Below are 10,222 nucleotides of genomic sequence, written 5' to 3'. Positions count from 1 at the left end.
GACCGGGGCCGCCCGGAGCCCGAACCGGAAACCGGCGCGCCCCGCACGGGCCGCGACGCCGGCTCCCAGTTCAGCGCCTTCCACCGGGCCCGCCACGCCCACCGCCCCCCGGACGACACGCCCTAGGGCGTGTCCGCACAAGCCCCCCCAAGTCCCCCACCCGGAACGCGAGATCAGGAACATGCAGACCACTGACAACAGTCTGACCTGGCTCCTGGAGAGCCTGCTGGAACGCACCCCCGGTACCCGCCACGCCCTGGTCCTCTCCCGCGACGGACTCAAGCTCTGCTGGAGCCGCTTCCTCACGGTCGACCAGGCCGACCAGCTCGCCGCGATCTGCTCCGGCATCCAGGCGCTCGCCCAGGGTGCCTCGGTGGAGTTCGGCAACGGCAACGGAGGCGTACGGCACTCGATGACCGAGTTCCACGGCGGGCTGCTGTTCGTCGTGGAGGCCGGTGAGGGGGCCCACCTGGCGGTCGTCGCCGAGGACGGCGCCGACCCGGGCGTGGTGGGCCACCGGATGACCGAGCTGGTCGAGCAGATCGGTGAGCACCTGCGGGCCGAGCCGCGCACCCCCGACCGGGAGAGTTCCCCGTCATGATCCGCAAGCCCGTCGACACCGGGGACCCCCACCGGCTGTACACCGTCACCGGTGGCCGCAGCCGGGTCGACGACGACACGTTCGACCTGGTCACCCTGATCGTCGCCGAGTGCGATCCCACCCCGGGCATGCAGTCGGAGCACGCCAGAATCCTGGGGCTGTGCCGTCATCCCACCGCGGTCGTGGAGATCTCCGCCGAGGTGAGACTGCCCGTGACGGTGGTACGGATCCTCCTCGGCGATCTCCTCGCGACGGGCCGTATCACCGCCCGCCGCCCCCGCGCCGGGCGGACGGTCGCCGCAGCGCCCGACTCCGCCTTTCTCAAGGAGGTGCTCCATGGACTCCATGCTCTCTGAACCGCCGGGCCGCACACCCCTGGCCGACGGGGCGGAGACCGGTCTCAAGATCGTGGTGGTGGGCGGGTTCGGGGTCGGCAAGACCACGCTCGTACGGTCGGTCAGCGAGATCCGTCCGCTCAACACCGAGGAGGTCATGACCCAGGCGGGTGTCGGTGTGGACGACCCGGCCGGGCTGACCACCAAGACGACCACCACCGTGGCCTTCGACTTCGGCCGGATCAGTCTCAACGACCGCATGGTGCTGTACCTGTTCGGGGCGCCGGGCCAGGAGCGGTTCTGGTTCCTGTGGGACCGGCTGTTCTCCGGCACCCTCGGCGCGGTGGTGCTGGTCGACACCCGGCGCATGAGCGAGTCCTGGTACGCCATCGACCGGCTCGAACACCACAGGACGCCGTTCGTGGTCGCGGTCAACCGGTTCGACGACGACGTCTCCGCGTTCTCCCTGGACGAGATCCGGCAGGCGCTGTCGCTGGCGGACCACGTGCCGCTGATCGACTGCGACGCGCGGGTGCGCTCCTCCGGCAAGAACGTCCTGATCACCCTCGTGGACCACCTCTACGAACTGGCCATGGCCCGGGAGTTGACCCCATGACCGAACCCACGACGGATCCCCTGGCCGGCCACCCGGCGGACCACCTGCCCGGGCCGGCGGGTCCCGCCGAGCCCGTCGCTTCCGCCGATCCCGCCGATCTCACCGGTCTCACCGATCTCACCGGTCCGGGCGACCCCGGCGGGGCGCCCCCGCCGGGCTGTCCCGCGCACCCGGGCGCGGTCTCGTTGAGCGGTCTGGAGTTCCAGCAGACCCCGTCCGAGCTGTACCGCGCCCTGCGCCGCCGGCACGGCACGGTCGCGCCCGTCCTCCTCGACGGTGACGTCCCCGCCTGGCTGGTGCTCGGGTACTCCGAGGTCTCGTACGTCACCGGTCACGACGAGCTGTTCGCCCGCGACTCGCGCCGCTGGAACCAGTGGGACGCCATCCCCGCCGACTGGCCGCTGATGCCGTACGTCGGCCACCAGCCGTCGGTGCTCTTCACGGAGGGTACGGAGCACCAGCGCAGGGCCGGTGTGATCACCGAGGCGCTGGAGGCGATCGACCAGTTCGAACTCGCCCATCTGTGCCGGGAGATCGCCGAGGCGCTCATCGACGGGTTCGCGGGCGGCGGCCAGGCCGAGCTGATGACGGCGTACGCGCACGCGCTGCCGATGCGTGCCGTGGTCCGGCTGTGTGGGATGCCGGGCGGCAGCGTGGACACCGACGATCTCGTACGGGACCTGCGGGTCTCCCTGGACGCGGCGGAGGACGACGACCCGGTGGCCGCGTACCTGCGGGTGCAGGCGCGGATCGAGCAGCTGGTCAAGGACAAGCGGGACAGCCCCGGTTCGGACATCACGTCCCGGATGCTGACCCATCCGGCGGGCCTCACCGACGCCGAGATCGTCCAGGACCTGATCACGGTCATCGCCGCCGCGCAGCAGCCGACGGCCAACTGGATCTGCAACACCCTGCGTCTGCTGCTGACCGACGACCGGTTCGCGCTGAACGTGTCGGGCGGCCGGATCGGGGTGGGGCAGGCGCTGAACGAAGTGCTCTGGCTGGACACCCCGACGCAGAATTTCATCGGCCGATGGGCCGTGCGGGACACCCAGTTGGGCGGCCGGCAGATCAGGGCGGGCGACTGCCTGGTCCTGGGGCTGGCGGCGGCCAACACGGATCCGCTGATCTGGCCGGGCGGCGCGGTCGGCGCGGAGAACTCCGCGCACCTGTCGTTCAGCAACGGCGAGCACCGCTGCCCCTATCCGGCGCCGCTGCTCGCCGATGTCATCGCCAGGACGGCGATCGAGACGCTGCTGGAGCGGCTGCCCGACGTGGTGCTGGCGGTGGAACCGTACGAGCTGCGCTGGCGGCCCTCGATCTGGATGCGCGGTCTGATGTCGCTGCCGGTACGGTTCACCCCCGCGGCGCGCTGAGGCAGGCCGCCGGGCGGCGCGGGGAGGGGCTGGTATCGGCCCCCGTGCACCCGGTCCGGGACGGCGGTTCCCGGACCGGTCGTACGGCCGGATGTCACGCGGGAGCGGCGGGGGTGAACACCAGCGGCAGGGACCGGGGTCCCCGGGTGAACACGCCGTGCTCCACCGGGTCGAAGCCGTCGGCGAGACGGACGTCCGGCATGGCGTCGAGCAGTTGGCCGACGCCGGACTCGATCTCCGCCTTGGCCAGCAGGGCGCCGACGCAGAAGTGCCTGCCGAGCGCGAACGCGAGGTGATCGGCGGCGGCGGAGAACGCGGTGGTCGTCGTCAGGTCGTCCCGGAAGATGTCGAAGGTGTCGGGCTCGGCGTAGCGGGAGCTGTCCCGGTTGGCGGCGCCGATCAGACAGGTGACGGTGGCGCCTGACGGTATCGTGCCGCCGCTCACCTCGACGTCCACGGCGGTCTGCCGCATGATCATGTGGACCGGCGGGGTGAACCGGAGCGTCTCCGCGAAGGCCCGGGGGATCAGGCTCCTGTCCTCCCGTACGGCCGCGAGCTGTTCGGGGTGAAGCAGCAGGTTCGCGAAGAGGGAGGCGATCGCCTTGTCGGTGGTCTCGCCGCCGGCGGTGAGCAGGAGACTGCAGAACGACTTGATGTCCTCGTCGTTCATCCGTACGCCGTCGACCTCGGCGGCGCAAAGGGTGGAGAGGAGGTCGTCGCCCAGCTTCTCCCGCCGGGCCCGGATGATCGGGATCATGTACTCGGCGAACTCGACCCGGGTCCGCTCCCCGTCCGCCGTGACCTGGGGGTCGCCGGAGAGGTTGCCGAGGAAGGCGATGACGGCGGTGTACCAGGTGTGGAAGCGTGTGTGGTCGGACTTGTCCAGGCCCAGCATGTCCACGATGACGTTGATGGGGAAGCGGGTGGCGAAGGCGTCGACCAGGTCGACCGTACCGGTGTGCCGGAAGGTGTCGATCAGCTCGCGGGCGTTGCGGTCGATGACCGGTAAGAACTTCGTCTGGAGGTCGTCGCCGCGGAAGGCGGGGGCGACGAGGGCCCGGCGTACGGCGTGCTCGCGCCCGCTGAGTTGGAGGATCGTCTTCCCGTGCACGGGCGCGATCTGCCAGTCGTAGTTGTCGGTGGTGAACACCGACTCCCGGTCCTTGAAGGCCCGTTCCACGTCGTCGTACCGCGAGATGATCCAGCTGCGGGTGGCCTCGTGCCAGATGAGGGGCGCGTGCTCGCGCATGGCGCGGTAGGCCGGATAGGGATCCGCGGCGAACTCGGCGGACAGAATGTCGGGGATCTGCTGTGCGGTGGCCATGGAGCTCCCTCGGATCGACCCACACGATCGGAACATCCCTGCCCGCACAGTTTATTGATGATCCATCAGAAGAGACACCCCCGAGGGCGGGCCGACCTGGTGTCGGAAGGCCGTCGGGAGTCGCCTACGGTTCGTACGCGTACCGGAGGAGAGACGGGGAGAGACGGCATGACGCACGAGGCACTGATCGCGGGACTGGCGGGCAAGGACCCCCGGATCGATCCGGACGCCTTCCTCGCGCCGACCTGTGTGGTGGTGGGCGAGGTGACGGTGGCGGCGGGCGCGAGCGTCTGGTACCACACGGTGCTGCGGGCCGACTGCGGCCCGATCCTGCTCGGCCCGGACTGCAACATCCAGGACAACTGCACGCTCCACTCGGACCCGGGCTCCCCGCTGTCCGTCGGCGCGCGGGTGTCGGTGGGCCACAACGCGGTGCTGCACGGGTGTGTCGTGGAGGACGACGTCCTGATCGGCATGGGCGCGACAGTCCTGAACGGCGCGCACATCGGCGCGAACTCCCTGGTCGCGGCCCAGGCACTCGTACCCCAGGGGATGCGCGTGCCACCGGGGTCGCTGGTGGCCGGAGTCCCGGCAAAGGTCCGCCGCCAACTGACGGAGGAGGAAAAGGAGGGCATCAAACTGAACGCGGCGGTCTACTCGGACCTGTCCAAAACCCACCGAGAAACCCATTCAAGCCGCCCCGACACCTCAACCCGTCCCGGCACCTCAGGCCCGTCCGGCACCTCAACCCGTCCCGGCACCTCAGGCCCGTCCGGCACCTCAAGCCCGTCCGGCGTTTGAGGACAACAGTGACCGCACGGATCACAACCCGCACACACCCACCGGGCAAACCCAGCCCGTCCGGCGCTTGAGGACACCCCGGTCCCGGCGGCGGACCGCCCCGCCTACTCCCCGGCCCGCACGGCCTCCTCCGCCCCCGACTCCACCCCACCCGCACCCGCACCCGCCGCCTCCGCGGCACCCGCAGACTTCTTCGCCCGATTCCGCAACACCAGCATCGACCCAACCCCGATCAACACCGCCAGAGCCAACCCCACCCACGAGAACCGCTTGAGCCACGGCTCGGCCACCACACCCACCGTGTAGATGACCGCCGTCGTCCCCCCGGCCCACACGATCCCGCCGAACACATTCGCGATCAGGAACTTCCAGTACGGCATGTGCAGCACCCCCGCCAGCGGCCCCGCGAAGATCCGCAGCAGCGCCACAAAACGGCCGAAGAAGACCGCCCACATGCCCCACTTCTCGAAGGACCGCTCCGCCATGGAGATCTGGGCCTCACCGAAGTGCTTGGGGAACTTCCCGCCCAGCCACGCGAGCAGCGGCCGCCCGCCACGGCGCCCGATGGCGTAACCGATCGAGTCCCCGATGATCGCGCCGGCGGAGGCACACGCGCCGAGGATGTACGGATCGATGTCACCGTGCTGGGACGCCAGCAGCGCCGCGCTGACGAGGACGATCTCACCGGGCAGCGGGATGCCGAGGCTTTCCAGCCCGATCACCAGCCCCACCAGGAGATAGATGCTGACCGCGGGCACGGTCTCGAGCCACTCCTGGACGTGCAACGCCGGTTCCTCCCGCTATACCCGTACCCGTAAACCTGCTGCGGCTGTACGGCGGGAAGCCTACCTGGTGACCGGGGACAGTCAGGCGTTCGGACGCAGCGTCCAGACGACGGTCATCTCGGCGGTCACCGCGCCGTCCGCGCGCGTGAGGTCGACGGTGACGGGAAACTCGGGCCGCTCCCCCGCGTCCAGCTGCGCGACGACGTCCGCCACCGGGCGGCCGAGCGACGCGGTCGCCGTGACGACCCCCATGGCGAGCTTCCGGTAGCTGATCGCCGCGTTGACGGCGAGCGGGACGGCACGGTGGAACTGGTCGCCGAACGCGGCGATCACGATCGCGCCGCTGGCGGACTCGGCCAGCGTGAACATCGCTCCGGCGTGCGGGCCGCCGACGTGGTTGTGGTACTCGGGACGGTCGGGCAGCCGGACCACGGCCCGCTCGGGAGTCGTCTCGACGAACTCCAGCTCCAGGGTCCTGGCCATGGGCACGGTGGCGGTGAGCAGTTCACCGACGGACATCTGATCAGCGCTCATGCGACGAGATGTTACTCATGAGTAGTACGGCTTGGCCATACCCTGACGGGGCGGCCGTGGCAGCCGGGGTCCGGCCCCTCTATCGTTACTCGCCATGTGGCCAGGACAGCAGCCGCCCGGGGGCGAGCAGAACCCGCAGGACCAGAATCCCAATCCGTACCAGCAGCCGGGGTACCAGCAACCGGGATACGCGCAGCCGAATCCGTATCAGCAACCCGGCTACCCACAGCAGCCCGGTCAGCAACAGCAGCCCGGCTACCCGCCCCCGGCAGGACACCCCCAGCAGCCGGGGTATCCGCAGCAGCCGGCCCACCCGCAACAGCCCGGCCAGCCGGTCGCCCCGAACCCGTACCAGCAGCCGACCGTGCCGCAGTACGCGGCACCCGGGCCGCCGGGACCGGGCGGCCCGGGGGGACCGTCGGGCGGCGGAAAGAAGACGGCGGTGGTCGCGATCCTCGCGGCCCTGGCCGTCGTCGTGGCGGCGGGCGTCACCGGATTCCTCGTGCTCGGCGGGAACGACGACAGCGCGAAGGACACCAAGGCGGACGACGACCAGAAACCTTCGGTGTCCGCGAAGCCCAGCACGTCGAGCCCCGCGGCCAATCCCCGCGACGGGGCCGCCGCGGCCAAGCCGCAGATCACGGGCTGGAAGGTCGTCAGCAACCCCAAGTACGGGACGCTGTTCGACGTTCCGGCCGACTGGGAGGTCGAGAAGCCCACCGTCGCCACGTTCTTCGAGGACGAGAAGAAGGGGGATGGCTCGCCCATCTTCTCCTTCTCCGCCCCCGCCTTCTACAAGTCCAAGTGGTGCTCGCAGGACGCCGACCGGGACGGCGAGACCGAGGACAGCAGCCTGGTCGGGACGGGCACCAAGGGCGCCAGGGGAGCGAAGGACACCCCGTCGTCCGCCGAGATCCAGGCGAGCAACCTGGTCTGGGCCGCCTACGCCCAGAAGGAGCCGGAGGCGAAGCTCAAGACCATCCTGAAGACCAGCAAGGGCGCGCCGTTCACCACCACGTCCGGGCTGGAGGGCAGTTACTCGATCTCGACCACCACGGGCGTCACCAAGAAGACCAAGTGCGAGACCGACGGCAAGGCGATCGCCTTCTCCTTCGTCAACACACAGGGTGAGTACGCGACATGGGTCGCGTTCGCCGCCAAGGGGGTAACGGACGAGGTGTCCGACGAGACCCTGAAGAAGATCATGGGCACGGTACGCCTGGCGGGCGCCTCCTGACCGGACGACAGGATCACGGGACAGCAGGACCACGTGCCAGCAGGACCACGGGACATGTGGATCGCGGGGCATCTGGATCGCGGGTCGGCCTGATACTCGGTTGGCAGAGGGGCCGCCCGCGGGGATAGTCCTGAGGTGAGTGCTTCCTCAGGCGCCCCGGGCCGCCGAACCCGCCCCTCGCGTCGCCCCGACTGGGCCGGCCGCAACTACACCCTGCTGACGGCCGCCGCGATCGTCACCAACCTGGGCAGCCAAGGGGCCCTGATCGCCTCGGCGTTCGCGGTGCTCCAGATGGGGGGCGACGGCGGGGACGTCGGGCTCGTGGCCGCGGCGCGCACCGTACCGCTCGTGCTGTTCCTGCTCGTGGGCGGCGCCCTGGCCGACCGGTTGCCACGGCACCGGGTGATGGTCGCCGCCAACGCCCTCAACTGCGTGTCGCAGGGCACCTTCGCCCTCCTGGTGCTCGTGGGCGAACCGCACCTGTGGCAGATGATGCTCCTGTCCGCCCTCGGCGGGACCGGGCACGCCTTCTTCTCCCCGGCGTCCGAGGGCATGCTGCTGTCCAGCGTCAGCGGCGAGCAGGCCGGCCGTGCCTTCGCCCTCTACCGGATGGCCATGCACGGCGCCGGGATCGGCGGCGCGGCCCTGGGAGGCGCGCTGATCGCGGTGTTCGGCCCCGGCTGGGTGCTGGCGGTGGACGCGACCGCGTTCCTGGTGGCCGCTTGCCTCCGGGCCTTCCTCGACGTCAGCCACATTCCGGTACGGAAGCCGGGCGGCGGGATGATCGCCGATCTACGGGAAGGCTGGCGGGAGTTCACGGGACGGCCCTGGCTCTGGTCGATCGTCGTGCAGTTCGCGGTGGTCAACGCGGTGGTGGTGGCGGCCGAGGCGGTGTACGGACCGCTCGTCGCCGAGGAGGAGTTGGGCGGCGCGGGGCCGTGGGGCCTGGCCCTCGCCGCCTTCGGCGCGGGGACCGTCGCCGGCGCGCTGGTGATGATGCGCTGGCGCCCCCGGCGGCTGCTGCTCGCGGGCACGCTCTGCGTCTTCCCGCTGGCCCTCCCGTCGGCGGCTCTGGCGGTGCCGCTGCCGGTCCTGCCCCTGGCGGCGGTGCTGTTCCTCACGGGCGCGTCCATCGAGGTGTTCGGCGTGTCGTGGATGACGGCGCTGCACCAGGAGATCCCGGAGGACAAGCTCTCCCGGGTGTCCGCCTACGACTGGCTGGGCTCGATCGGCATGGTGCCGGTGGCCACGGCGCTCACGGGCCCGGCGGAGGAGGCGTTCGGGCGGGACGCGGCGCTGTGGGGCTGCTCGGCGCTGGTGGTCCTGCTGACGGCGGCGGTGCTGACGGTCCCGGACGTACGCCGCCTGAGCCGCCGTACGACAAAGGTCACAAAGTCCCCCACTCCCCCCACTGCCCCCACACCCACCCCGTCCCCGCCATCCCCCTCAGCCGATGCTGAAGGCACCGTCGGGCGGACGGGGTGAGGGAACGGCGCCGGCGTCCCGTACCGCCGTGGCGTCCCCGATGAATTTCACCAGGGACGATCCGTGCTCGACGCGGGCGGGGAACGCGTCGGAGGCGGTGCGCCGGGCGAGCGCCGCCGTGTCGACGGCGGAGTGGGAGGCGACGAGCACGGCGTTGCCGAACCGGCGCCCGCGCAGGACGCCGGGCTCCGCGATCAGCGCCAGCTCCTCGAAGACCCGGGCGAAGGTGGCCAGTTGGGAGCGGAGGAAGTCGAAGGGCGCGCCGTCGGCGAGGTTGGCGACGTAGATCCCGTCAGTACGGAGGACCCGTTCGGCCTCGCGGGCGTACTCGACGGAGGTGAGGTGCGCCGGGATCCGCGAGCCGCCGAAGACGTCGGCGACGATCATGTCGGCGGAGCGGTCCTCCGCCTGCCCGAGCCAGCGGCGGGCGTCCGCGTGGTGCACGGAGATGCCCACATCGGCCGGTATCGGCAGTTGCTCGGCCACCAGCGCCAGCAGACCGGCGTCGGCCTCCACGACGTGCTGGGGCGAGTGCGGCCGGGTGACGGCCACGTAGCGGGGCAGCGTGAGCCCGCCACCACCGAGATGCACCACGGCGAGCGGCTCGCCGGGGGACGCCACACTGTCCACAACATGGGCGAGGCGGCGCGTGTACTCGAACTCCAGATGCGTGGGCTCGTCAAGATCGACGTACGACTGGGGCGCCCCGTCAACGGTCAACAACCAGGCCCGCGCCCGATCGACGTCGGGCATCAACTTGGCAGTCCCATGATCCACAACCCGCACAACGGGAATCGACTCACTCACCCCCCTATTGTGCGCGCTTCGGGCCCCACCCCACCCGGCCAACCCATCCCAGCCGACCAACCCCACCCCGCCCAGCCAAACCCAGCCCGCCCAGCCAAACTCAGCCCGTCCGGCGTTTGAGGACACCCTTCAAGCCCGTCCGGCGCTTGAGGACACCCACCCCCGACCCGAGCCACCCCCACCCCGCCCAGCCAAATCCAGCCCGTCCGGCGCTTGAGGACACCCTTCAAGCCCGTCCGGCGCTTGAGGACAACACGTCCAGCCGGACGCCCGGCTCAACCACCCCGCCCCACCCACACCGCACCGACAACCCCCGCCACC

Annotated in this window: 10 protein-coding genes and 1 pseudogene; 7 read left to right on the top strand and 4 right to left on the bottom strand. The window is 70.8% G+C overall.

Going from position 1 to position 10,222, the window contains the following annotated elements; all coding sequences use genetic code 11:
• Nucleotides 1–181 precede the first annotated feature (181 nt).
• The 4 genes from GT042_RS15030 to GT042_RS15015 are packed head-to-tail and all read left to right on the top strand — an operon-like array spanning nucleotide 182 to nucleotide 2,928.
• Nucleotides 182–601 (top strand): roadblock/LC7 domain-containing protein, encoded by a 420-nt coding sequence (locus tag GT042_RS15030; protein ID WP_161309220.1) that lies wholly within the window; start codon nucleotides 182–184, stop codon nucleotides 599–601.
• Nucleotides 598–957, top strand: a complete 360-nt coding sequence (locus tag GT042_RS15025) for a DUF742 domain-containing protein (RefSeq protein WP_161309219.1) — start codon at nucleotides 598–600, stop codon at nucleotides 955–957. The genes GT042_RS15030 and GT042_RS15025 overlap by 4 nt, the downstream gene beginning before the upstream one ends.
• Entirely contained in the window at nucleotides 938–1,552 is a 615-nt protein-coding gene (locus GT042_RS15020; RefSeq protein ID WP_161309218.1) for an ATP/GTP-binding protein, read from the top strand. The genes GT042_RS15025 and GT042_RS15020 overlap by 20 nt, the downstream gene beginning before the upstream one ends.
• A complete protein-coding gene (locus GT042_RS15015) occupies nucleotides 1,549–2,928 on the top strand; it encodes a cytochrome P450 (protein ID WP_161309217.1) in 1,380 nt (459 codons plus the stop codon). Before GT042_RS15020 ends, GT042_RS15015 begins: the two co-directional genes overlap by 4 nt.
• A 94-nt stretch (nucleotides 2,929–3,022) precedes the next feature.
• Here GT042_RS15015 and GT042_RS15010 read toward each other — a convergent pair whose 3' ends face one another.
• Nucleotides 3,023–4,252, bottom strand: coding sequence for a cytochrome P450 (locus GT042_RS15010; protein WP_161309216.1), 1,230 nt, complete (start codon nucleotides 4,250–4,252; stop codon nucleotides 3,023–3,025).
• A 168-nt stretch (nucleotides 4,253–4,420) separates the two neighbouring features.
• On the opposite strand from GT042_RS15010, the pseudogene GT042_RS15005 reads away from it, so the two are divergent.
• A pseudogene (locus GT042_RS15005) lies at nucleotides 4,421–4,933 on the top strand (gamma carbonic anhydrase family protein); the annotation flags it as partial.
• Between the two features lie 224 nt (nucleotides 4,934–5,157).
• Here the strand turns inward: GT042_RS15005 and GT042_RS15000 are convergent.
• Together GT042_RS15000 and GT042_RS14995 are read right to left on the bottom strand one after the other, a co-directional pair.
• Entirely contained in the window at nucleotides 5,158–5,838 is a 681-nt protein-coding gene (locus GT042_RS15000; RefSeq protein WP_161309214.1) for a DedA family protein, read from the bottom strand.
• Nucleotides 5,839–5,919: 81 nt separating this feature from the next.
• On the bottom strand, nucleotides 5,920–6,357 hold the full coding sequence (locus tag GT042_RS14995; RefSeq protein ID WP_161309221.1) for a DUF4442 domain-containing protein: 438 nt from the start codon (nucleotides 6,355–6,357) through the stop codon (nucleotides 5,920–5,922).
• Between the two features lie 109 nt (nucleotides 6,358–6,466).
• Here GT042_RS14995 and GT042_RS14990 point away from each other — a divergent pair, with 109 nt between their 5' ends.
• Complete coding sequence (locus GT042_RS14990; RefSeq protein WP_161309213.1) at nucleotides 6,467–7,609, top strand: hypothetical protein; 1,143 nt, start codon at nucleotides 6,467–6,469, stop codon at nucleotides 7,607–7,609.
• Between the two features lie 135 nt (nucleotides 7,610–7,744).
• Entirely contained in the window at nucleotides 7,745–9,094 is a 1,350-nt protein-coding gene (locus GT042_RS14985; RefSeq protein WP_161309212.1) for an MFS transporter, read from the top strand.
• On the opposite strand, the gene GT042_RS14980 is transcribed toward GT042_RS14985, so the two are convergent.
• The gene (locus tag GT042_RS14980) at nucleotides 9,056–9,901 is read right to left on the bottom strand and encodes a fused MFS/spermidine synthase (protein WP_161309211.1); all 846 of its coding nucleotides are present in this window, start codon (nucleotides 9,899–9,901) and stop codon (nucleotides 9,056–9,058) included. The two genes, GT042_RS14985 and GT042_RS14980, sit on opposite strands and share 39 nt — an antisense overlap.
• Between the last annotated feature and the right edge of the window lie 321 nt (nucleotides 9,902–10,222).

It is taken from the genome of Streptomyces sp. SID3212 (assembly GCF_009865405.1).
Classification (GTDB): Bacteria; Actinomycetota; Actinomycetes; order Streptomycetales; family Streptomycetaceae; genus Streptomyces.
The sequence above is the reverse complement of the archived record's forward strand: the minus strand, read 5'-3'. Positions and strand labels throughout refer to the sequence as shown.

Excerpts from the sequence above, each read along its gene's own strand:
- GT042_RS15020 (WP_161309218.1), top strand. The coding sequence starts at position 938 with ATGGACTCCATGCTCTCTGAACCGCCGGGCCGCACACCCCTGGCCGAC.
- GT042_RS15030 (WP_161309220.1), top strand. The coding sequence starts at position 182 with ATGCAGACCACTGACAACAGTCTGACCTGGCTCCTGGAGAGCCTGCTG.
- GT042_RS14995 (WP_161309221.1), bottom strand. The coding sequence starts at position 6,357 with ATGTCCGTCGGTGAACTGCTCACCGCCACCGTGCCCATGGCCAGGACC.
- GT042_RS14990 (WP_161309213.1), top strand. The coding sequence starts at position 6,467 with ATGTGGCCAGGACAGCAGCCGCCCGGGGGCGAGCAGAACCCGCAGGAC.
- GT042_RS15025 (WP_161309219.1), top strand. The coding sequence starts at position 598 with ATGATCCGCAAGCCCGTCGACACCGGGGACCCCCACCGGCTGTACACC.
- GT042_RS15015 (WP_161309217.1), top strand. The coding sequence starts at position 1,549 with ATGACCGAACCCACGACGGATCCCCTGGCCGGCCACCCGGCGGACCAC.
- GT042_RS15010 (WP_161309216.1), bottom strand. The coding sequence starts at position 4,252 with ATGGCCACCGCACAGCAGATCCCCGACATTCTGTCCGCCGAGTTCGCC.